This is a genomic window from Salipiger sp. HF18 (assembly GCF_011806505.1).
Taxonomy (GTDB): Bacteria; Pseudomonadota; Alphaproteobacteria; order Rhodobacterales; family Rhodobacteraceae; genus Salipiger; species Salipiger thiooxidans.
In genome coordinates, this window is sequence record NZ_JAATOS010000002.1 from 42,927 (window position 1) to 67,993 (window position 25,067).

Below are 25,067 nucleotides of genomic sequence, written 5' to 3' on the forward strand. Positions count from 1 at the left end.
CCAGACGGCGATGTCTGCCCTGGCCGGGCTCGGCACCGCCACGCTTGGCGAGGTGGCAGCGGTGCGCATCGTCCCGGGGGATCTGCGCGCCCTCGACCCGGCGCAGGGGTGCGTGGCGGGTGTGGCGCTCACGGTGCGCTGCACACCGGGCGACAATCTCGCGCTCCACCTCGCACTGGCACAGGCCCGCCCCGGGGACATTCTCGTCGTCGGCTACGGCGGCGACCTGACCACCGGCCCGTTCGGCGAGATCATGGCAACCGCCGCCCGGATCGCCGGGATCACGGGTCTCGTCATCGACGGCTGCGTCCGGGACAGCGCCCAGATCGTCGACAGCCGCTTCCCGGTCTTCTGCCGGGGCACGGCCATCCCCGGCACGAGGAAATCCTGTCGCGGCGAGATCGGCACCGCCTGCACCATCGGCGAGGTCGAGATCCGGACCGGTGACCTCGTGGTCGCGGACCGCGATGCCATCGTCATCCTCGACCCCGGGACCGTCGGCGATGCGCTCGCCAAGGGGGAGCGGCGCGCCGTCAGGGAGGCCGAGGTCATGGACCGCCTGCGCCGGGGAGAGACGACTTGCCAGATCTTCGGATTTGCCTGAGGCAGGACAACAGGGAGGAAGACCAATGACAGCCCGAGTTGGCATCATCGGAACCGGACGGATGGGCACGGCCATCGCCAAGAGACTGATCGAGACCGGCCATGACGTGAGCGTCTGGAACCGAAGCCCCGGGAAGACCGGAGACGCCGTGGCCGCCGGGGCGCAGAACGCCGCGTCTCTTGCGGATCTCGTCTCGGACTGCGGGACGCTGATCTCGTCGCTGACCGACGCCACCGCGGTCTCTGCCGCCCTCGACGAGGCCATCCGCCGCGGCCTCGACGGCAAGCTCTGGATCGAGATGAGCACCCTCACGCCCGACGACCAGCGGCGCTGCGCCGGGGCGGCGGAAGAGGCGGGGGCGCTCTACCTCGAATGCCCTGTGGGCGGCACCGTCGGCCCGGCCCTGAAAGGGGCGCTGCTCGGCATGGCCGGAGGCTCCGACGCCGCCTGGGCACGCGGCAAGCCCGTTCTGGAGAGCCTGTGCAAACGGGTCGATCACCTGGGCCCGGTCGGCGCGGGCTCGGCGATGAAGCTCGCGGTGAACCTGCCGCTGGCGCTCTACTGGGCGGGCATGGCCGAGGCGCTCGCGCTCCTGCAGGGCAGCGGCGTGGATGCGGCGCGCGCGGCGGATCTCATGGCGAACAGCTCCGCGGGACCGGCCGTGCTGAAGAACCGCCTGGAGGTCGTCAAGACCACGCTGCAGGGCACCGACCAGCCCGGCACCTTCGACCTGAACGGCCTGCGCAAGGACCTCGGGCTTGCGCTCGCGTGGGCACCGCACGCGGAGGGCCCGGCAGGGATGCCGCTCTCGGAGGCCACGGTGGCGCTCTACGACGCGGCGATCGCAGCGGGGCTGGGCGGCATGGACGGCTCCAGCCTGACGCGCTTCCTGCTCTCGGGGCACGAAGGTTGAACGCCCTCCTCGCAGATCCCGGAACCCTGACGCTCCTGTGCCTCGGGCTGATCGTCGCCGGAGCGCTGATCGGGCTTCTTGCCGGCCTCTTCGGCGTCGGCGGCGGCGCGATCAGTGTTCCGGTGTTCTACGAGACCTTCCTCTTCATGGACGCCCCCGCCGACATCGCCATGCCGCTCGCGGTGGGGACGTCCCTGGCGATGATCATACCGACTTCGATCCTCTCGGCGAGGACCCACGCCGAGAAAGGGGCGCTGGACATGCCGCACCTCCGGGCCTGGGCGCTGCCCGTCACCGCCGGTGTGCTGATCGGCAGCGCCGTCGCCCGATACGCCCCGGCCGAGGTGTTCCAGATCGTCTTCGCGGCGGTCGCGGGCTTCAACGCCTTCAAGATGCTCTTCGTCCGCAAACCGTGGCTGATCCGCGACGGCCTGCCGGGCGAGCCCCTCCGGGGCCTCTACGGCGGCATTGTCGGGCTGCTCTCGGCGCTGATGGGCATCGGAGGCGGGGCGATCTCCAACCTCATCCTGACGCTGCACGGCTGGACCATGCACCGCGCCGTCGCGACCTCTGCCGGCGTCGGCCTTCTGATCGCGATCCCCGGCGCCATCGGCTACGTCATCGCGGGCTGGGGCAAGCCCGACCTGCCGCCCGACGCCGTGGGCTTCGTCTCGCTGGCGGCGCTGGTGCTCACGCTGCCGACCGCGCTCCTGACGACACGACGCGGCGCACGGCTGGCCCACGCCCTCTCGCGCGAGCCGCTCCCCCGCCTGTTCGGGCTGTTCCTGGCCATCGTCGCGATCCGCTTCGTGATCGCGTTGTTCTGAGGCGCAATCGACCGCTCATGCGGAACGAACGCGCCCTCGTCCGGCCACCGGCGGAGAGGATGACCCCCGCACAACGCGCTTCAGGAACACGCCCACCGCCGATCGCCTCCGCATGAGCTAAGCTCACGCATGGCGGCGTTTTTGTCGTTTGTCGGCTTTCCTTCCCCTTTCTACGCTCCCTTCGACACCCGACCGCCCGGCCCCCGGATACGGGTCGGGGCTGGACCTCGCAGACCGGAAGGAGCCGCGGATCGTGCCGCAAGACATCCCCACCCCCAAGCCGATCCGCCTCGCCGTCGCGGGGCTCGGCGCCATTGGATTCGGCGTCGTCGCCGCGGTCCAGTCGGGCCGCCTTCCCGGCTTCGAAATCGGGGCCGTGTCGGCCCGCGACCGTGACGCCGCGCGGGAGCGCCTTGCAGAAATCGCACCGGACGTCCCGGTGGTCGCGGTCGGAGAGCTCGAGCCCTATGCCGATCTCGTGGTCGAATGCGCGCCCGCCGCGCTCTTCCCCGAGATCGTCGGTCCCTTCGTTCGAGCCGGCAAGAAAGCCGTGGTGCTATCGGTCGGGGCCATCCTGAGCTCCGAGCATCTCGTGAAGCTCGCGGCCGAGAACGGCGGGCAGATCATCGCCCCCTCCGGCGCGCTGCTGGCGCTCGATGCGGTGACCGCCGCGGCCGAGGGCAGCATCGAGTCGGTCCGGATGATCACCCGCAAGCCCGTCACCGGATTGCTGGGCGCGCCCTACCTCGACGAGCACGGCATCGACATCGCCAGCGCAACCGCGCCGATCCGTGTTTTCAGCGGCAGCGCCCGCGAGGCCGCGCGGGGCTTTCCCGCAAACCTCAACGTCGGCGCCGCGCTGGCGCTTTCGGGCATCGGCCCGGACCGCACCACCATCGAGATCTGGGCCGATCCGGCCCTCACCCGCAATACCCACGCCATCGAGGTGGTGGCCGACAGCGCCAGCTTCTCCATGTCGATCGAGAACGTGCCCAGCGAAAACCCCAAGACCGGGCGCATCACCGCGCTGTCGGTGATCGCCACGCTGCGCAAGATGACCGCCCCGCTGCGCATGGGCACCTGACGCCCGGCGGGCAACACGATCAGGGACAACAAGCAAAGACTTGAGACCAACAGGGACCCCCAGACCATGACCCATTTCTCCCCCCTCTTCCCCGGAACCACCGCCCTTGCCGGGCTCCTTGCCCTCGGCGCATCGCCGCTGGCGGCGCAATCCGTCTCGATGACCGTCGAGGCAAGCGCCATCCCCGCCTTCGTCGCCGCCGACCGCGGCTTTTTCGGCGCGCTCGAGGTCGAGGTCTCGAAGGTGGGCTATGACCAGGTGCAGGCGCTTCTGGTCGCCGGCGACACCGACATTGCCTGGATGTCGCCGATCGAGACCGTGCAGTTCGTCACCGAGGGCTCGGACTTCCGCTACTTCTCGACCTCCGGTGCGCAGAACATGTACAACGGCATCGTGGTGCGCGCCGAGGAGGCGGACCAATATCCCGACGTGCTGAGCCTCGAGGGCAAGCAGCTCGGCATCCCGGGCTTCGGCACCGGCACCTGGGCCAGCTTCCGCGCCTTTACCCGCGCCTTCTACGACATCGAGGACCCGACCGAGTATTTCGACGTGGTGACCGCCTCCTCCGGCGCGCTTCTGGCGCTGGTCGAACAGGGCCGCGTCGATGCGGCACTGCTGTTCTCGGGATCGTCGGCGGCCGCCCGCGCCCTTCCCGAGTTCAGGACGGTGTTCTCGTTCACCGAGGCCATGGAAGCCGCGACCGGCCAGCCGCTGGTGATCAATGGCGCCGTGGCCACCGGCACCTGGCTCGACGAGAACCCCGAGACCGCCGCCGCCGTCGTCGCCGGTCTCGACGAGGCCACGGCCTGGATCGAGGCCAACCCCTCGGCTTTCGCGTCGGGCGGCGAGTACGAGCAGCTTGCACAGGACGCGGGCTGGCTCGCAGGTCCCGAGACCGTGGACTCGGTGCTGAGCCTGATCGAGGAAGGCAAGTGGTACCTCAGCTCAGAGGACTACACGCAGGAGTGGATCGGTGCGATCATGACCCTGCTCGCCGACGGCCAGTTCGTCGAGGAACTGCCCGAGCAGGACGCCGCCTTCCTCGCGCCCGGCACGCTGACGGCGTCCGAGTGAGGCGGGCCGGACCACGCTGGCACGCGACATGACCGACCTCACGCGATCCCGGAGACTGATGCTCAATGCCGCGCCCGTCGTGGTGGGCATCGGTCTGTGGTGGACGATCACGACCTTCGTGCTCGTCCAGCCCCGGCTGTTCCCGCCACCCCAGGACGTACTGGCCGAATTGCTGCGCATCCTGTCGAACGACGGCCCGCTCGGCCCGACCTATGCCCATGCCGGTGCCACCCTCCTGCGGCTTCTGACCGCCTGGTCCATCGCCTTCGTCATCGGCACGCTGCTCGGCGTGCTGGCCGGGCGCAGGCGGCTGGTCTTCGACTTCATGGCCAACCCGGTGTGGATCGCCATGTCCGTTCCCTCGGTGGTCTGGGTCTTCATCCTGCTGGTGCTCTTCGGCATCGAGAACATCGTGCCGGTCTCGGCGCTCGTGCTGCTGCTCACCGCGCCGGTCTTCCTCGGCACCGCCGAGGGCGTGCGGGCGATCTCGAAGGACCTGCTCGAGATGTGCGACAGCTACCACGTTCGGGGCTGGCAGCGCCTGACCGGGTTCTACCTGCCCTCCATCGCTTCCTACATGGTGGCCAACGCCCGCGTCTCGTTCGCCTATGGCATCCGCATCGTGCTGATCGCCGAGGTGATCGGCCTGCCGAACGGCGTCGGGATCCTCGTGGCCTACTGGTCGGACACTCTCTTCATGGCCCCCATCGTGGCGTGGGGCATCCTGCTCACCGCCGTCGGCATGGCGGTCGACCTGCTGGTCTTCGGCCCGCTCCAGCGCCGGATCCGACAGGAAAGCGAGCTCTCCCGATGAGCCCGCGCAACGCAAGGTATCGCTGAATGATCCCCAAGGTATCCCTCGACAACATCGACCTGTCCTTCCCCGACGCCAGCCGCCCCGACGGGCGCAAGGTGATCTACGAGGACTTCTCGCTGCAGATCGAGAAGGGCAGCTTCACCGTCCTGCTCGGCCCCTCCGGCTGCGGCAAGTCCACCCTGCTCAACATCATCAACGGTCTGCTCAAGCCCAACACCGCCAGGGGCATCGTCATCGACGGCACCGACCTGCGGTCCGAGCCGGACCTGTCGCGGCAGATGGCCTACGTGTTCCAGGGCCCGCGGCTGCTGCGCTGGAAGACGCTGGCAGAGAACGCCGAGTTCGGCCTGCGCGGTCTGGGCGTCCAGCCCCGGGAAAAGTGGCGCGAGCTCATCGACAAGTACTTCCGCGCCGTGGGTCTTGGCGATGCGCAGCACCTCTACCCGCACCAGGTTTCGGGCGGGATGCGCCAGCGCGCCTCCATCGTGCGGGCCTGGGTGAACGAGCCGCAGATCCTGCTGATGGACGAGCCCTTCAGCCACCTCGACGAGATCACAGCCGCCGAGATGCGCCGGATCCTCACCAACCTCTGGACCTCCGAGGAAGAGCGCCGGACCATCGTCTTCGTCACGCATGACATCTCGGAGGCGGCGCAGCTTGCCACCGACATCATCATGCTGACCCCGGCGCCGTCCAAGATCTGCCTGCGCCGCAAGGTCGACCTGCCGTGGCCGCGCCGGATGGACAGCGACGAGGTGATCGCTGTCGAAAAGGAACTCCGCCACGCCTTCGCCGAACGCGCCGGCATCGGGTTCTGAAGCAGATGGTCCGCTTCGACACCTCCGCCGCGCTGGCGCAGATCGCCTCCATCGTGGTCCTCCTCGCGCTCTGGGCCGCCGCCGCCATCATCGTCGACATGCGGGCGCTGCCCGCACCGTGGCTGGTCTTCGCCACGCTGGGAGAGCTCATCGTCAGCGGACAGGCCTTCGCCCCGCTTGGCGAGACGCTGGGGCGCACCCTCGCGGGCTTTGGCCTCGGCATGGTGCTCGGCACCGGCTACGGCATCGCGGCGGCGCTGTCGCGCACCTTCCGCGAGCTGACGCTGTGGCTGCTGCAGATCTCGATCTTCACGCCCACGCTGATCCTGATCTTCCTGTTCCTGATCTCGCTGGGGCGGACCAACCTCACGGTGATCGTGCTGGTCGGGCTCGTGGTGATGCCGGTGGTTGGCACCTACATCCGCGACGCCATGGGCGATTTCGAGGACGAGCTGACCGAGATGGCGGACTCCTTCAAGATCGGCCTGCGCGAACGGGTGACCGGGATGTACCTGCCCTTCCTCGTGCCGCCGCTGCTGGCCGCAGGCCGGGTCGCCTTCACCCTTGCCTGGAAGGTCGCCTTCCTGTCCGAGATCTTCGGCTTCCCGAACGGCATCGGCTGGCAGGTCAAGACCGGCTATGACATCTACAACATCCAGCTGCTGCTCGCGTGGCTGATGCTGTTCATCTTCGTGCTGCTGATCGCCGAACAGCTGATGCGACTGGCGCAGCGCCGTTTCGTCAAATGGTAGGCTCCGCCCTGCCCGTACTCACCCAAAGAGGCCCCGCATGACCTTCAAGCCCCTGTTCCACCTTGCCTATCATGTCGACGATCTCGACGCCGCCGCGCAGTTCTACGAACAGACGCTGGGGTGCAGGCGCGGCCGCAGCACCGAGACGTGGATCGACTACGACTTCTTCGGCCACCAGGTCTCGCTGCACCGGGGCACGCCCTTCGCGAACGCCGCCACCGGCAAGGTCGGCGATCACATGGTGCCGATGCCGCATCTCGGCGCCGTGCTGCCGCTGCCGCTCTGGCGCGAGCTTTCGGAACGGCTGACCGAGGCCGGGACGGAATTCATCATCCCGCCCTCGGTCCGTTTCGAGGGCCAGCCGGGGGAGCAATGGACGATGTTCTTCCGCGACCCCGCCGGCAATCCCATCGAGCTCAAGGGCTTTGCCAGCGAAGAGGCCGTCTGGGCAGCATGAGCACGCCCGTCCCCTTCGTGACCTCGCTTGCGGCCGGGCCCGCCGCCGACTGGCGACGGGCGCTCGGCGCCGCGTTGCCCGGGCACCGGATCTGCGCGCCGGAGGAGCTTGATGCCACCGAGCGCGCCGCCGTGAGGGTTGCCGTCGTCGCCAACCCCGACCCCGCCGCGCTTGCCGCGTTTCCCGCGCTCGAATGGGTGCACAGCGTCTGGGCCGGGGTCGAGCGGCTGGTCGGCACGCTGGACCCGCAGATCCGCATCGTCCGGCTGGTCGATCCCGACCTCGCGCAGGTCATGTCCGAAGGCGTGCTGGGTCACGTGCTGTACCTGCACCGCCGCATCCCCGAGTATCTCGCCCAGCAGCGGGCGGAGACGTGGCGCCAGCTCGAGCAGGTTGCAGCGTCCCGGCGCTGCGTGGCGGTGCTCGGGATGGGGCATCTCGGGCAGCATGCGGCACGTGCGCTCCGGGCTGTCGGCTTCGAGGTGCTTGGCTGGTCGCGAACCCGCAAGACCGTGGCCGGCGTCGAGACCTTCGGCGGCACCGGGACCCTGCCCGGGGTGCTTGCCCGCGCCGACATCGTCACCGTGCTGCTGCCGCTGACCGACGCGACGCGCGGCCTTCTGGATGCGCCGATGCTGGCGCACTGCAAGCCCGGCGCCGCGCTCGTCAACGTTGCACGCGGACCGATCGTCGACACCGCCGCCCTGCTAGACGCACTCGGTCGCGGCGCGCTCTCGCATGCGGTGCTCGACGTCTTCGACACCGAACCCCTGCCGCAGGGCGATCCGCTCTGGTCGCACCCGTCGGTCACCGTGCTGCCCCACGTGGCCGCCCCCACCAACCGCGACACCGCCAGCGCCATCGTCGCCGGGAACCTCGCGGCCTACTTCCGGGACGGCACCCTGCCCGAGGCCGTCGACGGCGCGCGCGGCTACTGAGCGTCCCCTCCTGACCGGACTGACGTTTTCTTCAGCGTCGCGTCCCCCGTCGCGACGCACTTCGTGCCCGCGCCTTGAGCTCTCCGCCGCCGCTCCGTAGCGTTCGCAAACCAACGGTGGACAGGGGCTTTCCGATGCGGCGCAGACTTCCTTCCCTCAATGCCCTGAGGGCATTCGAAGCCTCTGCGCGCACCCTGAGCTTCACCGCAGCCGCCGCCGAACTCAATGTCACGCAAGGCGCGATCTCGCGCCACGTGCGTGCGCTCGAAGCCGAGATCGGCGTTGCGCTCTTCGTCCGCAGCGTGCGCCGCATCGACCTCACCCACGAGGGGCACGTGCTGTTCCGCGGGGTGCGCAGCGCGCTGGACCAGCTCGAGCAGAGCGTCGGGCGGGTCGACCGCCGGACCGCCGGCGGTGTGCTGACGATCAGCGCCCTGCCGACCTTTGCGATGAACTGGCTGATGCCCCGGCTCGAGGATTTCTCCACCACCAACCCCGCCATCGAGGTCCACCTTCTGACCGGCATCGGCGCCGTGGACTTCTCGCGAGAGGATACCGACCTCGCGATCCGCGTCGGCACCCTCGGCGATGGCGACGCACCGGCGAATTCGGCCCGCATCGACCTGAAGATGACCGAGCGGCAGGAGGGCTGGCGCGCCCACCGTCTCATGGCGGACGAACTCGTGCCCGTCGGCACCGCCAGGGTGATGCGCGGGGTGGATTCTCCCGCCGATCTGCTGACGCGCCGGCTCCTGCACATGGCCACCCGCGCCAATGCCTGGGCGGACTATCTCGGCGCCACGGGCATCCCGCATGAGGTCGCCAACGAGGGCCCGCGGTTCGGCCATTACTTCATGGTGATCGAGGCCGCCCGCCGCGGCGACGGGATCGCCGTCGTGCCCAAGGTCCTCGTCGAGGACGACCTCGCCTCCGGCCGCCTCGTCACGCTTCAGGGCGACCCGGTGCCAAGCGCCGGGGCCTACTACCTGCTGTGTCGCGAACACCAGTGGCAGCTGCCGGTCATCAAGGCCTTCCGGACCTGGATCAGCGGTCAGGCGAAGCTCTACGCCACCGCCCGCCCCTGACGGCCAGCGCCGCCTTCAGAACACCACCTGCACCTTCACCGCCTTGCCCCGGTCGAGCGCCAGATCCATCGCCGCCTGCACCTGATCGACCGGCAGGCTGTGGGTGACGATCGGTGCGAGGGTGAGGGTGCGGCTGTTGATGAGCTCGACGGCCTGCCCGAACTCGGCATCGAAGCGGTGGGTGCCGACGAGGTTCAGCTCCTTGGCCACCAGCATGTTGAACGGCACCGGCGTATCGCCCATCACGCCCACCTGCACGATGGTGCCCAGCGGGCGGGTGCAGGCGATGGCCGAGCGGATCGCGGGGCCCGCGGCGGAGCATTCGAAGCACAGGTCGAACTGCCCCTTGTCGGCCTCGTACCCGGTCAGCGCCCCGCCGTCGGTGGCGACGTTGATGGCACGGGTTGCGCCCACTGCCTTCGCCACCTCCAGCGTCGCGTCCTGCAGGTCGGTCACCACGATCTCGGCGGCGCCGAAGTGCTTCGCCAGCGCCACGCAGAGCGCGCCGATGGGGCCCGCGCCGGTCACCAGCACGCGCTTGCCCTCGAGCGGGCCCGCGATCTGCATCGCCCGCGTCACGGCGCGGCAGCAGACGGCCAGCGGCTCGGCCAGCGCCGCCTCCGCCATGGGCACGCCCTCGGCGATCGGGTGACATTGCGCGGCGCCGATGGCGATCCGGTCGCGGAAGAAGCCCTGCTCGTGCGGCAGGAACATCGCCGAGCCCTTGAAGCGCATGTTCATGCAGTGCTGGTGCGCGCCCTCGCGACAGAACCGGCAGGCGCCGCAGGGATGCGACGGGTTCACCGCCACCCGGTCGCCCACCGAAAGCCCCTCGACGCCCTCGCCCAGCCCGACCACCGTGCCGGCCGCCTCGTGGCCGATGATGATCGGCTCGCGCACCCGGATCGTGCCGATGCCGCCATCGGTGTAGTAGTGGATGTCGGAGCCGCAGATCCCTCCGGCGCCGATCGCGACGATGACCTCGCCGGGGCCGGCGGTCGGGTCTTCGAGGGTTTCGACGCGCAGGTCCTTCCGGCCGTGCAGGCGAGCGATGCGGATCGTCATGTGAACCGTCCTAGTTGCTGAGAAGCGAGGGGAGCCAGGTGCTGAAGAACGGGATGTAGGACACCAGCAGCAGCACGATGATGTTGGTCAGGATGAACGGCCCGATGGCGCGGGTCACCTGCCACAGCGACACCCGGCCGATGTCGGCGCAGATGAACAGGCAGACGCCGACCGGCGGCGTGGTCAGGCCGATCATCAGGTTGAGCACCGCGAAGACCGCGAAGTGCAGCGGATCGACCCCGACCCCGGTGGCCAGCGCCAGCAGCGGACCGAAGAGGATGATCAGCGCGGCGATGGTCTCCATGAACATGCCGACGAAGAGCAGCACGAGGTTGATCAGCAGGATCACGAGGAACTTGTTGTCGGTGACGCTGAGCACCGAGTCCGCGATCATCTGCGGGATGCGCTCGGAGACGAGGATCCAGCCGAACACGTTGGCGAGGCCCACCAGCACGAGGATGGCCGCGGCGGAGACGGCGCTGTCGATGACGATGCGCGGCACGTCGCGCAGCTCGAGCCCGCGGTAGACGAAGGCGCCGACGACGAAGGCGTAGATCGAGGCGACCACGGCGGTCTCGGTGGGGGTGGCGAAGCCGATCAGCAGGCCGCCGACGATGAAGGCGGTCATGGCGACGGCCCAGAACGCGCCGAGGAAGGCCTTTCCGAGCTCTCCGAAGCCCTGCCACGGCTGGCGCGGGAAGTTGCGGCGGCGGGCGATGATCCAGGCGGTGATCATCATCGCCACCCCCATCAGGATGCCCGGCAGCGCGCCGGCGATGAACATCTTGCCGACCGAGATGCCCGACAGCGTGCCCACGATGATCATCGGCACCGAGGGCGGGATGATCGGCCCCACGGTCGAGGAAGCAGCGGTGATCGCGGCGGAGAAGTCCGCCGGGTAGCCAGCCTTCTTCATGCCCGGGATCATCATGCCCCCGATCGAGGCGGCGTCGGCGGCGGCGGTGCCCGAGATGCCGCCGAACAGCATCGAGGCGGCGACGTTGGTCAGGCCCAGCCCGCCGCGCATCCAGCCGACCATGGCCTGCGCCAGGCGGACGATGCGCCCGGTGATGCCGCCGGCGTTCATCAGGTTCCCGGCAAGGATGAAGCCCGGGATGCAGAGCAGCACGAAGGTGTCCATGCCCGCGTACATCTTCTGCGGGATCACCACGAGCGGCATGCCCTTGAACGACAGGTAGGCGAGCGACGAGACGCCCAGCGTCACCGCGACCGGCAGGCCGATGACGAGACCCGCAAGGAAGCAGGTCAGAAGGATGGCGAGTTCCATGTCAGGCGTCCTCTTCGAGACGGTCGGGTTTGCCGTCGGTCGTTCCGGTGAGCATTCCGACCACGCGCAGCGCGGCAAAGAAGCTCAGCGACAGCAGCGCCACCAGCACCGATGCGTGGATCCAGTCCATCCGCACGCCCAGCGAGGGCGCGGTCTGGCGCGCGCCGATCGAGACGTAGAGCCAGGTCGCGTTGACCAGCACGAGGCCGAAGGCGCAGGTGATGACGGCGCAGAGCAGCCGCAGCAGCCAGGCCAGCTTCTCGGGCAGCGCCTCGCAGACGATGTCGACGTTGACGAGGTTGCCCGAGCGGTAGCTCAGGCCGACCCCGAAGGCGGCGAGGTAGAGCAGCGCGAAGCGGGTCAGCTCCTCGGTCCAGACGACCGAACTGATAACGCCCGAACGGCCCAGAAGCTGCACCACCACGGCCACGATGATGACCATGAAGGAGACGCCGGTCGCGGCTCGGGCGATGACGGTCAGGACCGCGGTGAACTTTTCCATGGTCGTCCTCGTCGGGAGGGGGAGAGGGATCTGTGGCCGCGGCGCGCAGCACCGGACCGGAGGGGAGGCGGGCCCTGCAACAGGGTGCGGGCCCGCCGGAAGATCGGGAACGGATCCCCGGCCGGTCACTCGGCGAAGAGCTGCTCCACGTCGGGACGGATCTCTTCGGCGACCGAGCTCAGCACCGCTTCCTTGGCGGCGGCGGCGAAGGCCGCGCTGTCGACCTCGACGAACTCCATGCCAAGCTCCTCGAGCTGCGTCTGAAGCTGCTCCTCGTCCGCGAGGAACTGCTCACGCTCCCAGGCCTGTGTCCGCGAGGCGGCTTCCATCACCGCGGCCTGATCCTCTTCCGACATCTGCTGCCACGCCATGTCGGACAGCGTCAGGTAGATCCACGACCGCACGTGCTGGGTCAGGTTCACGTAGTCCTGCACCTCGTTGAAGTTGGCCGACTTGATCAGCGCCAGCGGGTTCTCCTGCGCCTCGATGGTGCCGTTCTGCAGCGAGGTGAAGACCTCGGAGAAGGCCATCGGCGTCGGGTTCGCGCCAAGCGCCTTCCAGACGTTGAGGAACAGCGGCACGTTGGGCACGCGCATCTTCAGCCCGTTCAGGTCGTCGGGCGAGGTGATCGGCCGGTTCGAGGTCAGGTTGCGCGGGCCGCGGGCGAAATAGGCGATCGGGCGGATGCCGACCTTCTCGATGATCTGCTGCTCGATCTTGTCGCCAAGCTCGCCGCCGGCCACCGCGTCCATGTCCTCGAGCGTCTTGTAGCCGTAGGGGATCGCCAGCAGCGCCGCCATGGGCGCGTAGTTCTGCAGCGACTCGCCGGTGATGGTCATGTCGGCGGTGCCGAGCTGCATGCCGTTGATGACGTCCATCTCCTTGCCGAGCGTCTCGTTCGGATAGACCTCGACCTCGATGCGGCCGTCGGTCAGGGCGGCGACCTCCTCGGCGAATTTCATCGAGGCCTTGTGCCAGATGTTGTCCTCGTTGGCCGGGTGACCGAGCTTGAGGGTCATGTCGGCGGCCATCGCCGACGCGGTCAGCGCGACGGTCGCGATCCCGGTGAGCATGAGGGTCTTGAGAGACTTGGTGACGAACATGGTTTCCTCCCTTTCATTCGCCTTGAAATTTTCGCGACTATTCCCCTGAGGGGTCGAAATAGTCGGGAAAGTCTTCACGGATCGCGGGCAGGTCCTGCAGGATCATCTGCAGGTGCCCGCGCATCGCCTGTTCCGCAGCCTGCGGGTCATGCGCCTCGATGGCGTCGACCACCGCGTTGTGCTGCGTGATGAGGTGGGCCAGCGGGAAGTTGATCGACGTCATCTGCCGGACCCGGTCCATCTGTGTCTTCATGCCCTCGATCACCGCCCAGGCATTGGGCCGGCCTGCGGCCTGCGCCAGCGTGCGGTGGAACATGTCGTCGAGCGGCACGAAGGCCGCCGGGCGGTCGTCGACGAGCCGCTGCTGCGCCTGGATCTGCTCGCGCAGATCCTCGACCAGCCCCGGGGCGGGATCGGCGGCGCAGGCCTTGACGATATCCGCCTCGACCGCCTCGCGGACGAAGCGCGAATCCATCACCGCCTCGAGGGAAATCTTGCGCACGAACGACCCGCGCTGCGGGCGGATCTCGAGCAGACCCTCTTCGGCAAGCTTGATGAAGGCCTCGCGCACGGGCTGGCGCGAGATGCCGAAACGGGCGCCGATCTCGGCCTCGGAGAGACGCACGCCGGGCTTGAGCTGGTTGCGGATGATGGACTGGCGCAGAGCAGCGGTGAGCTGCGGCCCGACCGGTGCCGACAGGTCCAGATTTCCGATGTCGAGCGACTCGATGCCCATTGCAGTCCTCCCTTGCCACCGCACCGTGCTGCATACTACCATACTAGTCAACAGAATTCTGATCTGCTATGGATTGGCAGTAAGAAGGGCCGATCTAGGGCCATGACTTCCGAGGGAGGAATTAGCGATGCGTCAGACTTGGCGTTGGTTCGGTCCGCGGGACCGTGTGAGCATCGACGACATGATGCAGGCAGGCGTCGAAGGCGTGGTTTCCGCGCTGCACCATGTGCCTACGGGCGTGGTCTGGACCCCCGACGAGATCGCGCAACGCCAGCGCGAGATCGGCACCCGCAAGGACGGCCGGCCCTCCACCCTGAGCTGGGACGTTGTCGAATCGCTGCCGGTCTCCGAGGACATCAAGAAGCAGAAGGGCGACTGGAAGACCCACATCGAGAACTGGAAGGTCTCGATGCGCCACCTTTCCGAGGCCGGGATCGAGGTGATCTGCTACAACTTCATGCCGGTGCTCGACTGGACCCGCACCGACCTCGCATGGGAACGGCCCAACGGCGCGCGCTGCATGCGCTTCGACCTGATCGACTTCGCCGCCTTCGACATCCACATCCTGCAGCGCGCCGGCGCCGCCGGGCAGTTCCCCGATGACGTGGTCTCTGCCGCGGCCGAGCGCTTCGCCGCAATGGACGATGCCCGCCGCGAGCAGCTCGCCGGCAACGTCGTCTTCGGCCTGCCCGGCGCCGCCGAGACATTCACCCTCGAGGACGTGCGCGCGCATCTCGCCGAGTACGACAGCATCTCGGAAGAGCGCCTGCAGGGGCACATGATCGACTTCCTCACCGAGGTCGCCCCGCTGGCCGAAGAGCTCGGCGTGCGGCTCTGCTGCCACCCGGACGACCCGCCCTTCCCGCTGCTCGGCCTGCCGCGGATCATGTCCTCCGGGGCGCATTACCGCAAGATCCTCGACGCGGTGGACACGCCCGCCAACGGCGTCACGCTCTGCACCGGCTCGCTCGGCGCGCGGCCCGACAACGACACCGTCGCGATCTTCCGGGCGCTGGCCGACCGGGTACATTTCCTGCACCTGCGCAACGTCGCCATCGAGGGCGATGCGGTGATGAACTCCTTCTACGAGGACGAGCACCTGAGCGGCCACACCGACATGGTCGCCATGGTGCGCGCCATCGTCGCCGAGGAAGCCCGCCGCAAGGCCGAGGGCCGCGCCGACTGGTCGATCCCGTTCCGCCCCGATCACGGGCAGGACATCCTCGACGACATCGGCCGCGAGGCCCAGCCCGGTTACCCGGCCATCGGGCGCCTCAAGGGGCTGGCCGAGCTGCGCGGCCTCTACCACGCCTTCCAGCACCCTCTCGTCGCGGAGGCCTGACATGCGGCTGACCTCTCTCGGGCAGGTGCCCGCCGGTCTGCGCCCCGGCTACGATCCGGCGGCGCACGGGGTCGGCATCGTGCATCTCGGCCTCGGCGCCTTTCACAAGGCGCATCAGGCGGCGCTGACCGATCTCGCGCTGGCGGCCTCGGGCGGCGACTGGCGCATCCTCGGGGTGTCGCTGCGCTCGCCCAGGGCGTCGGGCGAGCTGCACCCCCAGAACGGGCTCTACACGCTGATCGAGAAGGGCACCGAGGGCACCACGGCCCGGGTCATCGGCGCCATCGCCGATGCGGTCTGTTCCGCCGGCGACCCCGAGCCGGTGCTCGCCGCGATGGCGTCAGAGGCGACGCGGATCGTCTCGCTCACGGTCACCGAAAAGGCCTATGGGCTCGACCGCGCCGCGCAGGGCTGCGACCCGTCGCACCCGGCGGTGGCCGCCGACCTCGCCACGCCCCGCGCGCCGCAGGGCGTGCTCGGCCTGCTGACCGAGGCGCTGCGCCGGCGCCGCGAGGCGGGACTCGCGCCCTTCACCGTGCTCTGCTGCGACAACCTGCCGGAAAACGGCGTGCTGCTGCGCGGCGCGGTGGTCGATTTCGCCCGCCGCCTCGATCCTGCGCTGTCGGCCTGGATCGCCGGCGAGGTCGCCTTTCCCTCGACCATGGTCGACCGCATCACCCCCGCCGCGACCGGGGCCACGCGCGCCGAGGCCGCGACGCTCCTCGGCTGCGACGATCTTGCCGCGGTCGAGACCGAGCGCTTCTTCCAGTGGGTGGTCGAGGACAGCTTCCCGCTCGGCCGCCCGGACTGGGAGGCCGCCGGCGTGATCTTCACCGATGACGTCTCGGCCTTCGAGGCGATGAAGCTGCGGATGCTCAACGGCACCCATTCGATGCTGGCCTATGCCGGGTTCCACGCAGGCGACGCCTACGTGCGCGACGTCATGGCCGACGCCCCCCTCGCGACGCTTGTCCGCCGCCATCTCGCCGCCGCCGCCGCGACGCTGCCCCCGATCGAGGGCATCGACACCGGCGCCTATGCCGAGGCGCTGCTGCGCCGGTTCAAGAACCCCGCCATCGCGCACGAGACCTTCCAGATCGCCATGGACGGCTCGGAAAAGATGCCGCAGCGCATCTTCGCCGCCATCCCCGACGCACGGCGCGCCGACCTGCCGGTGCGCGCCTTCGCCTTCGCCACCGCCGCCTGGCTGCGCCACGTCTCGGGCCGCACGCATGACTGCGCGCCCTACGACCTGCGCGACCCCATCGCGGACCGGCTCCACGCCCTCGCGGCGGGACAGGACGCGGCGGGCATCGTGGCGGGCCTGCGCGGAACCGGGATCCTCCCCCCCGCCGTCGCCCGCGACGATGGCTTCTGGGCCGAGGTGACCGGGATCCTCGCACCGATGCTGTCGCAGCCGATGACCGACGTCATCGCCCGGGAGGCCGCGCGCGCGTCCGGGGCGTGATCTTCGACGGCGGACCGGACCCCGGCCCGTCCGGAAGGGCGCTCCGGCAGGTGACGGGCCTCCCCGGCGCCGTTCAGCCCTTTCCCTTGAACACCTCCGCAAAGCGGTCCCGCAGCATGTTCTTCTGGACCTTCCCCATCGTGTTCCGGGGCAGTTCCGAGACCACCTCCAGCCGTTTGGGATGCTTGAACTTCGCCAGCTTCTCGCCCACCGCCGCCTGGATGGCGGTCAGGTCGGGCGTGGTGCCCGGTTCTGCCACGAGCACCCCGACCACGCCTTCGCCGAAATCCGGGTGGGGCACGCCGATCACCGCGCTTTCGAGCACGTTGGGCTGGTCGTCGAGCACCAGCTCGACCTCCTTGGGATAGATGTTGTAGCCGCCCGAGATGATCAGGTCCTTGGCGCGGCCGACGATCTGGACATAGCCGTCCGGGTCGATGACCCCGATGTCGCCGGTGATGAAGAACCCGTCGTCGCGCAGCTCGGCCCGGGTCTTCTCGGGCATCTGCCAGTAGCCCTGGAACACGTTGGGCCCGCGAACCTCGATGATCCCGGCCTCTCCGTCCGGCAGGGTGGCGCCGGTCTCGGCGTCGGTGATCTTCAGCTCCACGCCCGGCAGCGGGTAGCCCACGGTGCCCGCGCGACGCTCGCCGTCATAGGGGTTCGAGGTGTTCATGTTGGTCTCGGTCATGCCGTAGCGCTCGAGAATGCGGTGCCCCGTCCGGGCCTCGAAGGCGCGGTGGGTCTCGGCCAGCAGCGGCGCCGAGCCCGAGGTGAAGAGCCGCATGTCCCGGCAGAGCGCGCGCTCGAAGCGCGGATCGTCGAGCAGCCGGGTGTAGAAGGTCGGCACCCCCATCATCGAGGTCGCACGGGGCAGGAAGCGCAGCACCGTCTCCACGTCGAACTTGGGCAGGAAGATCATCGCGCCGCCGGCGGCGAGCATCACGTTGGAGGCGACGAAAAGGCCATGGGTGTGGAAGATCGGCAGCGCGTGCAGCAGCACGTCATCGGCGGTGAAGCGCCATTCCTCGACCAGCGTCAGCGCGTTCGAGAGCAGGTTCGACTGGCTCAGCATCGCCCCCTTCGAACGGCCGGTCGTGCCGGAGGTGTAGAGCAGCGCCGCGAGGTCGTCCCCCGAGCGCGCCAGTGGCGCGAAGCGCTCGGGCTGGGCGGCGGCTGCGTCCGACAAGGTCCCCTGCCCGGCCCCGTCCAGCGTCAGCACCCGGGCGGAGCCCGCGATGCCGCGCACGATCTCGGCGTCGGCGGGATCGCAGATCACCGCGCTCGCCGCGCTGTCGGAGATGAAATACTCAAGCTCGTCGGCCTTGTAGCCGGTGTTGAGCGGCAGGAAGACCACGCCCGACATCACGCAGGCGGCATAGAGCGCCAGCGCCTCGGGCGACTTGCCCACCTGCACCGCCAGCCGGTCGCCGGGGCGAAGGCCCGCCTCGGCGAGGGCGCCCGCCTGCTGCGCGGCAAGGCGGTGGAACGCGTCCCCGGAGAGGGTGCTCCCGTCGGGCAGGATCAGGAAATCGGATGCGCGCCCGTCGAGCGGCGCGATCAGACGGTCATAGAGCGGGTTTGCCAAAGTCATATCTCCCTTCACGCCGCAACCGGCGCCTTGACCAGCGCGCGCACCGCCTTGCTGGCCACAACTTCCTTCTGGCCGACGAACCGTTCGTGGTTCTCGGCGAAACTCTCGGCCTCGTAGCGATAGTTCACCATCGCCCCGGCGCTCTCGGACAGCCCCTTGGAGGACATGTCCGCCCCGGCGTGCACCGCATGGACATAGGCCCCGTTCCCGAGATGGAAACGCGCCACCGGGTCGTAGGGCATGCCGTCGTCGCGCTTGGCGGTCAGCAGGAACTGCGCCGCCGCCGCCTTCAGCCCGTCGTCGTCCAGCCCGTTCGGGTCGATCCCCTGCTCGGCCATCCACCGCGTCAGGGTCGGGATGGGCGACAGGGTCACGAAGGTCTTGAGGTTCGGCAGCTCGGCCGAAAGATCCTCGGTCACCTGCTTGATCAGCGAGTTGCCGAACGAGATCCCGGCAAGCCCGGCCTGGCAGTTCGAGATCGAGTAGAACACCGCCGTGTCGGCCTCGACCGCTTCCATCGATGCGCGCGTGTCCTTCAGCAGCCCCTGCACCGAATTGGGAATGCCCTTGGTCAGGGCCACCTCGACGAACACCAGCGGCTCGTCCGGCATCGCCGGGTGGAAGAAGGCAAAGCAGCGCCGGTCCGAGGGTTCGACCCGGCGACGCAGGTCCTCCCAGGAATCGATCGCGTGCACCGCCTCGTAGGCGATGATCCTCTCGAGGATATGGGCCGGGCTCTCCCAGTTGATCCGGCGCAGCACCAGGAAGCCCCGGTTGAACCACGAGGCGAAGAGGTGCTGGAAATCGAGGTCGATCCGGGCCCGCGGATCCTTGCGCGGGATCAGCCGCAGCAGGTCGCCGCGCATCGCCACGAGCTGCGGCGTCGCGCCCGGCACCCGGTTGAGCCGCCGCGCAAGCTCCTGTCGCCGGGGCTCGGCGGCCCTCAGGAAGGCGCCGTAGGTCGACTGGCTCTGCTCCATCTCGAAGGCGTCGAGGGCGCTCCGGACCGCATCGGTGTCGATCCCCAGGTCCCCCGCCAGATGGTCGAAGAACGCAAGCTTGCCGGCGTCGTCGAGCTCGTCATAGCGGTCGAGGATCTGCGCCGCCGTGGTCATGCCCGAGATCTCGCCGCGGCCCGACAGCAGGTCCGCGATCAGCGCCTCGGTGCTCCGGGCATCGGGGCCGGCCTGCAGCCGGTTGCGGTTGGTGCGCGAGAACAGCGTCGCAAGCACATCGGACAGCAGGCTCATAGCGCGGCCCCCATGACGGCGTCGGGCAACCATGTGGCCAGCCCCGGGAACAGGCACATGAGGATGATGGCGAGGATCATGCAGCCCACGAAGGGCATGGAGCCCACCAGCACCTGGCGCAGCGAGATGTCCGGCGCGATGCCGTTGATGACGTAGAGGTTCAGGCCGACCGGCGGCGTGATCAGGCCGATCTCCATGTTGATCGTCACGATCACCGCGAACCAGTAGGGATCGAACCCTGCCGCGGTGATGATCGGCAGCAGGATCGGCGCCGACATCAGGATCACCGCGACCGGCGGCAGGAAGAACCCGGCCACCAGCAGGAACACGTTGATCACCGCCATCAGCACCCAGCGGTTCACCTCGAGCGCGGCGATCCACTGCGCGACCGACTGGGTGACGAAGAGCGACGACAGCATGAAGCTGAACACCCCCGCCGCGCCGATGATGAAGAGGATCATCACGCTTTCTCGGGTGCTGTCGCGCAGGACGACCCACAGGTCGCGGCGGCTGTACATCCGGTAGATCAGCACCGCCGCGACGATGCAGAGCAGCGCGCCCACGGCCGCCGTCTCGGACGGTGTCGCCACCCCGCCGTAGAGCGCGTAGAGCACGCCGGCGATGATCGCGAGGAAGGGCAGCACCCGCGGCAGGATCTCGAAGCGCTGCCGCCAGGTGTAGCGCGCCGAGACCAGCGCCGCGCTGGCCGCCCCGCGGCGCCAGGTGTCGAAGATGGCCCAGGCGATGAAGAGCAGCGTCAGCAGGATGCCGGGGATCACACCGGCGAGGAACAGGCGCCCGATCGAGGTCTCGGTCGCGATGCCGTAGACGATCATCGTGACCGAGGGCGGGATCAGGATGCCCAGCGTGCCGCCGGCGGCGATGGACCCCGAGGCGACCTCGGCGGGATAGCCCCGGCGGCGCATCTCGGGGATGCCCATCTTGCCGATCGCCGCGCAGGTCGCCGGGCTCGATCCCGACATCGCCGCGAAGAGCGCGCAGGCGCCGAGGTTCGAAACCACGAGCCCGCCCGGCACCTTCGTCAGCCAGCGCTCCAGCGCCTCGTAGAGGTCCGGCCCCGCGCGGGTCGAGGCGATGGCGGCCCCCATGATGATGAACATCGGGATCGACAGCAGGGCGAAGCTGTTGAGCTCCGCGTAGAACAGCTCCGGCAGGGCTTCGAGCGAGCGGCTGCCGTCGAAGATCCAGAGGAACAGGGTCGCGACGATCAGCAGGCCCACGGCCACGGACACGCCGGAAAACAGGACGATCACGGTGGCCAGCGCCACCAGAAGACCGAGCGTCAGGGGATCCATCAGTCAGGGCTCCGTTCGGGATGGGGTTCGGGAAGCGTGGTGTCGGGTCCGAAGACGGCCAGCCAGAGATCCGCCAGCAGCTGCAGCAGGTAGAGACCGAAGCCGAGCGGCACCGACAGGTAGGTGATCCAGAGCGGGAAGGCCCAGACCGACTCGGATTTCCAGCCGCGCCGCCAGGCCTGGTGGAACATCTCCCACCCGTACCAGACCATCGCGGCGACCATGACGATCGTCGCCACCATGACGAGCACGGCAAGCGGCCGGCGCAGCGATCTCGGCAGCATGTGCGGCAGCAGGTCGACGCCCACGTGGCCGCGCAGCTTCTGCACGTAGGGCAGGCCGAGCAGCGTCGCGCCGATCATCAGGTAGATCACCGCCTCGGTCTGCCAGATCGTCGACTGGCCCAGAACCCCGCGCACGAAGATCATGTGGCAGGTGATCAGCACCGAGGCGAGGATCATCAGCGCGGCGATGACCCCGAACAGGGTCGAGACGGCGCCAAGGGCGCGAAGGGCGACGGGCGGCCGGTAATCGGCGCCCGCCGTCGCGGAAGCGGCGGGCGCGTTGCTCATTCGACCGACAGCGCCATGTCGAGCAGCTCCTGCCCGCCGTCGAGCGACGCGGCAAAGGCCGGATAGGCGGTCTCCTTGGCCAGTTCACGCCAGGCGTCGAAATCCTCCGGCGTCATCTCGGCGATCTCGACACCGGCGTCGGCAAACGCCTTGGTGGTCACCTCGTCGCCGGCCTTGGCCTGCTCCAGGTACCAGGCTTCGGCCTTGGCCGAGGCATCGGTCAGCGCCTGCTGCTGCTCGGGCGTCAGCTCGTCGAAGGTGGTCTTGTTGATCAGCAGCGGCTGGTACATGAACCACAGCGCCGTGTCGCCCGCCGGGGTGTAGCACTTCAGCTGCTCGTAGAGCCGATAGCTCAGGAAGCTCTCGGACGAGGTGTTGGTCGCGTCGAGAACCCCGGTCTGCAGCGCCGAGTAGATCTCGGACGAGGCCATCGAGCTGATCGAGGCCCCTGCCCCGGCCAGCATCTCCTCGAAGGACTTGCCGGCCGCACGGATGGTCACGCCCTGCACGTCCTCGGGCTTGGTGATGCAGCCCTTGTTGGACCCGAAGCCACCGGCGAGATAGCCGTGCACCAGCGTCTTCACGTCGTCGCCGGCCATGACCTCCTCGATCTTCTCCATGAAGGGCGCGGCCGAGAGGCGCGCGGCGTGATCGTGGTTCTTCACCAGCCCGGGCATGAGCGTGAGGTTGTAGGCCGGCTGCTGGCCCCCCGCGTAGGACAGCGGGAAGATCGTCATGTCGAGCTGCCCGCGCGACAGAGGCGTGTATTGCTCGCGCGCCTTGAACAGGGTCTGGTTCGGGAAAATCTGGATCTCGAGATCCACGTCCGCCGCCTTCACCTCGTCGGCCACCATCTGCGCCACCTGGTGGCGCACGTCGCCCTCGGACCACTGGTGCGACAGCTTCAGGGTTTCCGCCCAGGCGCCACCGGCCCCCATGGCGACGACAACGGCGAGCGCGCTCGCCGCGATTCTACGTCTGGTCATCATGTTTCCTCCCAAGGCACCGCTTCTCCTCCGGGCGCCAATGTGGCCCATCAGGCAGGGGATTGCGTACCTTGTCAACCTTATCGTATACAAAAATCATGACCCTGAATATGAACCCCAGCGACGACCGCAGCCGGTCCGACCAGATCGCCCAGATCCTCGAGGACCAGATCCTCACCGGCCGCTTCGCCCCGGGGGCGCGGCTGGACGAGGCCAGCCTGGCGGAAGAGCACAGGGTTTCCAGAACGCCCATTCGTGAGGCTTTCCAAAGGCTTGCGCAGTCCGGACTGGTGGTGCAGCAGCCCCGGCGCGGGGTTTTCGTCCGCACCAGCTCGGCGGTCGAGATCCTCGAGATGTTCGAGGTCATGGCAGAGCTCGAGTCGGTGTGCGGCCGGCTCGCCGCCCGGCGCGCCACCGATGCCGCCATCGCGGAACTGCGGGCCATCAATGCGGAATGCCGGGCCGCGCGCGAGGCCAACGACGTCGATCTCTACTACCAGAAGAACGGCGTCTTCCATCACCTGCTCTACGCCCAGTCCGGCAACCGCTTCCTCGAACAGGAGGCCGCCCGCCTGCACCGCCGGCTGAAGCCTTACCGCCGGATGCAGCTGTTCCTGCGCGGCCGCCTGAAGCAGTCGATGGACGAGCACGAGGCCATCGTCGAAGCCATCGCCGCCGGCGACGCCCCCCGCGCCGCCGAACTGCTCCGCGACCACGTCGCCGTGCAGGGCGAGAAGTTCCACCACGTCATGTCCCACCTGCCGGACGCCTGACCCGCGATGCCCCCGGGACCAAGGCGCCCGTCGATACCCGTGACCGCAGCGCCCAGCCCCGGCCGGCCCCCGTCGCGAGGATCAGCGCCGCGACGGTGAGGCCCGGAAGGCGGCAAGAACGATCCGCGAGGTTGCCGTGGCCGCGCTCAGCGCGAGCCGGTTCGCCAGCAGCCGCACCGGCACCCCCTGCCCCGGATCGCCCAGCAGCTGGTCGAGCACCAGAAGCGCCGCGCCCGAGGTGACCCACCCCGGCAGCTGCGGTAGGCTGTCGGTGTCGTCGGGGAGTCTGGCGGGCTCAAAGGTCATGGCGGTGAGCCGACCCCAAGACGGCGCTTTCACCTACAGAATAGCACTAAAAGCGCCGCGCTTTTGCTGGCGCAATTATGTCCAATAAATTTGCATTATCGGACACTATGGATCAAGCTGTCCCGCAATCTCGAATGACGCGGATTTACCGGAACATGGCCGCCCAGGACCCCGACAAACCGAACAGTCCCTCCCCGGGCGATGCCACCCGAACCTTGGTCCCGGAGACTGCATCCAACACGCCCCTGCCCTCCCAAAGCGCCGGGACTCGCGCCCCTGATCGGCGCGCCAATCCCGCGACTGCCTCGGGCAACACCCTTGCCGCCTACCGCACGGACTGGACCGACTTCACCCACTGGTGCCGCCGTCACGGCCTCGATCCCCTGAGCTCCGTCCCCTGCCCCGCCCCTGGGATCGTGGGGCGCTACCTGGCCTCGCTGGCTGCCGGAGATGACCGCTCCGGCAGGCGTCCCCTCGCCGTGACCACCATCGAGCGCCGTCTCTCAGGCCTCGTCTGGAACTACGCGCAGCGCGGGCTGGAGCTGGATCGGACTGACCGCCAGATCATCTCGGTGCTGGCCGACCTGCGACGCCATCACGCGCGGCCACCGGCGCAGAAGACGGCCATCCGGGCCGGGGAGATCCTCGCCATGGTGGCCACCCTGCCCCACGACCTGCGCGGCCTCCGCGACCGGGCGATGCTGCTGCTGGGCTACGCCGGAGGGCTGCGGCGGTCCGAGATCGTGGGCCTCGACCGGCACCGGGATGACACGCCGATGAGCGGTGGCTGGGTCGAGATCGTGCCGGAGGGTGCGCTGCTGCTGCTCGCTACCAGGACCGGCCTGCGGGAGGTCGAGGTGGGTCGTGGGTCCTCGGGCCGGAGCTGTCCGGTGCATGCGCTGGAACAGTGGCTGCACGTCGCGCGGATCGACTCGGGGCCTGTCTTCGTGGCGACCTCGCGGGATGGGACGCGGGCTCTGGGACGACGCCTCAATGACCGTCACGTGGCGCGGCTGATCAAGCGGACGGTGCTCGATGCCGGGATCCGGAGCGACCTGCCCGAAGCGGAACGGCTTGCGCTGTTCTCGGGTCACAGTCTGCGGGCGGGTCTGGCGAGCTTCGCGGAGACCGATGAGCGGTCGCTGCAGACGCATCTGGGACATGCTTCGGTGGAGGTGACCCGCCGGTATCAGCGGCGAAGGGATCGGTTTCGGGTCAACCTGACGACGGCGACCGGGCTTTGAATCTGCGCGGGGCTCAGGTGGTCGCACTCGGCGTCATGGGCATTCCCCTTCGGTCTGCTCCGGAAGCTGAGAGGGCTGCCCTTTCCATCCTTGAAGCTGTCGGCTCAGCGTCCGGGTCCGGGGTACTGTCCAGAACGAACGGTTGGTCGGGCT

The 25,067-nt window shown here is 68.9% G+C and carries 26 protein-coding genes; 15 read left to right on the forward strand and 11 right to left on the reverse strand.

The annotated features are described in order from the left end of the window. Positions 1 to 10 precede the first annotated feature (10 nt). The 11 genes from HC022_RS00790 to HC022_RS00840 all read left to right on the forward strand — a co-directional run bounded on the left by HC022_RS00790 (position 11) and on the right by HC022_RS00840 (position 9,369). The gene (locus HC022_RS00790) at positions 11 to 604 is read left to right on the forward strand and encodes an RraA family protein (protein ID WP_167450974.1); all 594 of its coding nucleotides are present in this window, start codon (positions 11 to 13) and stop codon (positions 602 to 604) included. Next, positions 504 to 1,517 carry an NAD(P)-dependent oxidoreductase gene (locus HC022_RS00795; RefSeq protein ID WP_368484588.1) on the forward strand — a complete coding sequence of 338 codons (1,014 nt, stop codon included), beginning with the start codon at positions 504 to 506 and terminating at the stop codon, positions 1,515 to 1,517. Before HC022_RS00790 ends, HC022_RS00795 begins: the two co-directional genes overlap by 101 nt. Then, positions 1,514 to 2,344, forward strand: a complete 831-nt coding sequence (locus tag HC022_RS00800) for a sulfite exporter TauE/SafE family protein (RefSeq protein ID WP_167450976.1) — start codon at positions 1,514 to 1,516, stop codon at positions 2,342 to 2,344. The genes HC022_RS00795 and HC022_RS00800 overlap by 4 nt, the downstream gene beginning before the upstream one ends. Before the next feature lie 253 nt (positions 2,345 to 2,597). Continuing rightward, on the forward strand, positions 2,598 to 3,428 hold the full coding sequence (locus HC022_RS00805) for an aspartate dehydrogenase (RefSeq protein ID WP_008888032.1): 831 nt from the start codon (positions 2,598 to 2,600) through the stop codon (positions 3,426 to 3,428). 66 nt (positions 3,429 to 3,494) lie between these two features. Continuing rightward, positions 3,495 to 4,502, forward strand: a complete 1,008-nt coding sequence (locus tag HC022_RS00810) for an ABC transporter substrate-binding protein (protein WP_167450977.1) — start codon at positions 3,495 to 3,497, stop codon at positions 4,500 to 4,502. A 28-nt stretch (positions 4,503 to 4,530) separates the two neighbouring features. Beyond that, entirely contained in the window at positions 4,531 to 5,316 is a 786-nt protein-coding gene (locus HC022_RS00815) for an ABC transporter permease (protein ID WP_089959420.1), read from the forward strand. A gap of 26 nt (positions 5,317 to 5,342) precedes the next feature. Next, positions 5,343 to 6,137, forward strand: coding sequence for an ABC transporter ATP-binding protein (locus HC022_RS00820; RefSeq protein ID WP_167450978.1), 795 nt, complete (start codon positions 5,343 to 5,345; stop codon positions 6,135 to 6,137). A 5-nt stretch (positions 6,138 to 6,142) separates the two neighbouring features. Beyond that, on the forward strand, positions 6,143 to 6,889 hold the full coding sequence (locus HC022_RS00825) for an ABC transporter permease (RefSeq protein ID WP_167450979.1): 747 nt from the start codon (positions 6,143 to 6,145) through the stop codon (positions 6,887 to 6,889). 37 nt (positions 6,890 to 6,926) lie between these two features. Next, positions 6,927 to 7,346 (forward strand): VOC family protein, encoded by a 420-nt coding sequence (locus HC022_RS00830; protein WP_167450980.1) that lies wholly within the window; start codon positions 6,927 to 6,929, stop codon positions 7,344 to 7,346. Further along, positions 7,343 to 8,284, forward strand: a complete 942-nt coding sequence (locus HC022_RS00835) for a glyoxylate/hydroxypyruvate reductase A (protein ID WP_167450981.1) — start codon at positions 7,343 to 7,345, stop codon at positions 8,282 to 8,284. The genes HC022_RS00830 and HC022_RS00835 overlap by 4 nt, the downstream gene beginning before the upstream one ends. A gap of 134 nt (positions 8,285 to 8,418) precedes the next feature. Next, positions 8,419 to 9,369: a LysR substrate-binding domain-containing protein gene (locus HC022_RS00840; RefSeq protein ID WP_167450982.1), complete on the forward strand. Its 951-nt coding sequence runs from the start codon at positions 8,419 to 8,421 to the stop codon at positions 9,367 to 9,369. Positions 9,370 to 9,384: 15 nt separating this feature from the next. Here the strand turns inward: HC022_RS00840 and HC022_RS00845 are convergent, their stop codons facing one another. The 5 genes from HC022_RS00845 to HC022_RS00865 form a co-directional block, all read right to left on the reverse strand. Further along, entirely contained in the window at positions 9,385 to 10,434 is a 1,050-nt protein-coding gene (locus tag HC022_RS00845; protein WP_167450983.1) for an L-idonate 5-dehydrogenase, read from the reverse strand. Positions 10,435 to 10,444: 10 nt separating this feature from the next. Next, a complete protein-coding gene (locus HC022_RS00850; protein WP_089959407.1) occupies positions 10,445 to 11,722 on the reverse strand; it encodes a TRAP transporter large permease in 1,278 nt (425 codons plus the stop codon). A gap of 1 nt (position 11,723) precedes the next feature. Continuing rightward, positions 11,724 to 12,224, reverse strand: coding sequence for a TRAP transporter small permease (locus tag HC022_RS00855; RefSeq protein ID WP_167450984.1), 501 nt, complete (start codon positions 12,222 to 12,224; stop codon positions 11,724 to 11,726). 125 nt (positions 12,225 to 12,349) lie between these two features. Beyond that, a complete protein-coding gene (locus HC022_RS00860) occupies positions 12,350 to 13,327 on the reverse strand; it encodes a TRAP transporter substrate-binding protein (protein WP_167450985.1) in 978 nt (325 codons plus the stop codon). Positions 13,328 to 13,364: 37 nt separating this feature from the next. Further along, entirely contained in the window at positions 13,365 to 14,063 is a 699-nt protein-coding gene (locus HC022_RS00865; protein WP_167450986.1) for a GntR family transcriptional regulator, read from the reverse strand. A 127-nt stretch (positions 14,064 to 14,190) separates the two neighbouring features. Between HC022_RS00865 and uxuA the strand changes: the two genes are divergently transcribed. After that, complete coding sequence (uxuA, locus tag HC022_RS00870; RefSeq protein ID WP_167450987.1) at positions 14,191 to 15,405, forward strand: mannonate dehydratase; 1,215 nt, start codon at positions 14,191 to 14,193, stop codon at positions 15,403 to 15,405. Position 15,406: 1 nt separating this feature from the next. Continuing rightward, positions 15,407 to 16,873 (forward strand): mannitol dehydrogenase family protein, encoded by a 1,467-nt coding sequence (locus HC022_RS00875; RefSeq protein WP_167450988.1) that lies wholly within the window; start codon positions 15,407 to 15,409, stop codon positions 16,871 to 16,873. A gap of 73 nt (positions 16,874 to 16,946) precedes the next feature. Here HC022_RS00875 and HC022_RS00880 read toward each other — a convergent pair whose 3' ends face one another. Genes HC022_RS00880 through dctP form a run of 5 tightly spaced genes read right to left on the reverse strand, consistent with a single transcriptional unit; the run spans position 16,947 to position 22,594 of the window. Further along, a complete protein-coding gene (locus HC022_RS00880) occupies positions 16,947 to 18,461 on the reverse strand; it encodes a malonyl-CoA synthase (RefSeq protein WP_167450989.1) in 1,515 nt (504 codons plus the stop codon). A gap of 14 nt (positions 18,462 to 18,475) precedes the next feature. Continuing rightward, positions 18,476 to 19,717, reverse strand: coding sequence for a malonyl-CoA decarboxylase (locus tag HC022_RS00885; RefSeq protein ID WP_008888115.1), 1,242 nt, complete (start codon positions 19,715 to 19,717; stop codon positions 18,476 to 18,478). Beyond that, positions 19,714 to 21,033 carry a TRAP transporter large permease gene (locus tag HC022_RS00890; RefSeq protein WP_008888165.1) on the reverse strand — a complete coding sequence of 440 codons (1,320 nt, stop codon included), beginning with the start codon at positions 21,031 to 21,033 and terminating at the stop codon, positions 19,714 to 19,716. The genes HC022_RS00885 and HC022_RS00890 overlap by 4 nt, the downstream gene beginning before the upstream one ends. Then, a complete protein-coding gene (locus tag HC022_RS00895; protein WP_008888216.1) occupies positions 21,033 to 21,605 on the reverse strand; it encodes a TRAP transporter small permease in 573 nt (190 codons plus the stop codon). The genes HC022_RS00890 and HC022_RS00895 overlap by 1 nt, the downstream gene beginning before the upstream one ends. Then, positions 21,602 to 22,594 (reverse strand): TRAP transporter substrate-binding protein DctP, encoded by a 993-nt coding sequence (dctP, locus tag HC022_RS00900; RefSeq protein ID WP_040385029.1) that lies wholly within the window; start codon positions 22,592 to 22,594, stop codon positions 21,602 to 21,604. The genes HC022_RS00895 and dctP overlap by 4 nt, the downstream gene beginning before the upstream one ends. A gap of 95 nt (positions 22,595 to 22,689) precedes the next feature. Here dctP and HC022_RS00905 point away from each other — a divergent pair, with 95 nt between their 5' ends. Then, a complete protein-coding gene (locus tag HC022_RS00905) occupies positions 22,690 to 23,364 on the forward strand; it encodes a GntR family transcriptional regulator (protein ID WP_242661700.1) in 675 nt (224 codons plus the stop codon). Positions 23,365 to 23,445: 81 nt separating this feature from the next. On the opposite strand, the gene HC022_RS00910 is transcribed toward HC022_RS00905, so the two are convergent. Next, complete coding sequence (locus tag HC022_RS00910; protein ID WP_167450949.1) at positions 23,446 to 23,670, reverse strand: hypothetical protein; 225 nt, start codon at positions 23,668 to 23,670, stop codon at positions 23,446 to 23,448. Between the two features lie 134 nt (positions 23,671 to 23,804). On the opposite strand from HC022_RS00910, the gene HC022_RS00915 reads away from it, so the two are divergent. Then, complete coding sequence (locus HC022_RS00915) at positions 23,805 to 24,914, forward strand: tyrosine-type recombinase/integrase (RefSeq protein ID WP_167450990.1); 1,110 nt, start codon at positions 23,805 to 23,807, stop codon at positions 24,912 to 24,914. Positions 24,915 to 25,067: the final 153 nt, after the last annotated feature.

Excerpts from the sequence above, each read along its gene's own strand:
- HC022_RS00790 (WP_167450974.1), top strand. The coding sequence starts at position 11 with ATGTCTGCCCTGGCCGGGCTCGGCACCGCCACGCTTGGCGAGGTGGCA.
- HC022_RS00795 (WP_368484588.1), top strand. The coding sequence starts at position 504 with ATGCGCTCGCCAAGGGGGAGCGGCGCGCCGTCAGGGAGGCCGAGGTCA.
- HC022_RS00810 (WP_167450977.1), top strand. The coding sequence starts at position 3,495 with ATGACCCATTTCTCCCCCCTCTTCCCCGGAACCACCGCCCTTGCCGGG.
- HC022_RS00815 (WP_089959420.1), top strand. The coding sequence starts at position 4,531 with ATGACCGACCTCACGCGATCCCGGAGACTGATGCTCAATGCCGCGCCC.
- HC022_RS00820 (WP_167450978.1), top strand. The coding sequence starts at position 5,343 with ATGATCCCCAAGGTATCCCTCGACAACATCGACCTGTCCTTCCCCGAC.
- HC022_RS00825 (WP_167450979.1), top strand. The coding sequence starts at position 6,143 with ATGGTCCGCTTCGACACCTCCGCCGCGCTGGCGCAGATCGCCTCCATC.
- HC022_RS00830 (WP_167450980.1), top strand. The coding sequence starts at position 6,927 with ATGACCTTCAAGCCCCTGTTCCACCTTGCCTATCATGTCGACGATCTC.
- HC022_RS00835 (WP_167450981.1), top strand. The coding sequence starts at position 7,343 with ATGAGCACGCCCGTCCCCTTCGTGACCTCGCTTGCGGCCGGGCCCGCC.
- HC022_RS00840 (WP_167450982.1), top strand. The coding sequence starts at position 8,419 with ATGCGGCGCAGACTTCCTTCCCTCAATGCCCTGAGGGCATTCGAAGCC.
- HC022_RS00845 (WP_167450983.1), bottom strand. The coding sequence starts at position 10,434 with ATGACGATCCGCATCGCTCGCCTGCACGGCCGGAAGGACCTGCGCGTC.
- HC022_RS00850 (WP_089959407.1), bottom strand. The coding sequence starts at position 11,722 with ATGGAACTCGCCATCCTTCTGACCTGCTTCCTTGCGGGTCTCGTCATC.
- HC022_RS00855 (WP_167450984.1), bottom strand. The coding sequence starts at position 12,224 with ATGGAAAAGTTCACCGCGGTCCTGACCGTCATCGCCCGAGCCGCGACC.
- HC022_RS00860 (WP_167450985.1), bottom strand. The coding sequence starts at position 13,327 with ATGTTCGTCACCAAGTCTCTCAAGACCCTCATGCTCACCGGGATCGCG.
- HC022_RS00865 (WP_167450986.1), bottom strand. The coding sequence starts at position 14,063 with ATGGGCATCGAGTCGCTCGACATCGGAAATCTGGACCTGTCGGCACCG.
- uxuA (WP_167450987.1), top strand. The coding sequence starts at position 14,191 with ATGCGTCAGACTTGGCGTTGGTTCGGTCCGCGGGACCGTGTGAGCATC.
- HC022_RS00875 (WP_167450988.1), top strand. The coding sequence starts at position 15,407 with ATGCGGCTGACCTCTCTCGGGCAGGTGCCCGCCGGTCTGCGCCCCGGC.
- HC022_RS00885 (WP_008888115.1), bottom strand. The coding sequence starts at position 19,717 with ATGAGCCTGCTGTCCGATGTGCTTGCGACGCTGTTCTCGCGCACCAAC.
- HC022_RS00890 (WP_008888165.1), bottom strand. The coding sequence starts at position 21,033 with ATGGATCCCCTGACGCTCGGTCTTCTGGTGGCGCTGGCCACCGTGATC.
- HC022_RS00895 (WP_008888216.1), bottom strand. The coding sequence starts at position 21,605 with ATGAGCAACGCGCCCGCCGCTTCCGCGACGGCGGGCGCCGATTACCGG.
- dctP (WP_040385029.1), bottom strand. The coding sequence starts at position 22,594 with ATGATGACCAGACGTAGAATCGCGGCGAGCGCGCTCGCCGTTGTCGTC.
- HC022_RS00905 (WP_242661700.1), top strand. The coding sequence starts at position 22,690 with ATGACCCTGAATATGAACCCCAGCGACGACCGCAGCCGGTCCGACCAG.
- HC022_RS00910 (WP_167450949.1), bottom strand. The coding sequence starts at position 23,670 with ATGACCTTTGAGCCCGCCAGACTCCCCGACGACACCGACAGCCTACCG.
- HC022_RS00915 (WP_167450990.1), top strand. The coding sequence starts at position 23,805 with ATGACGCGGATTTACCGGAACATGGCCGCCCAGGACCCCGACAAACCG.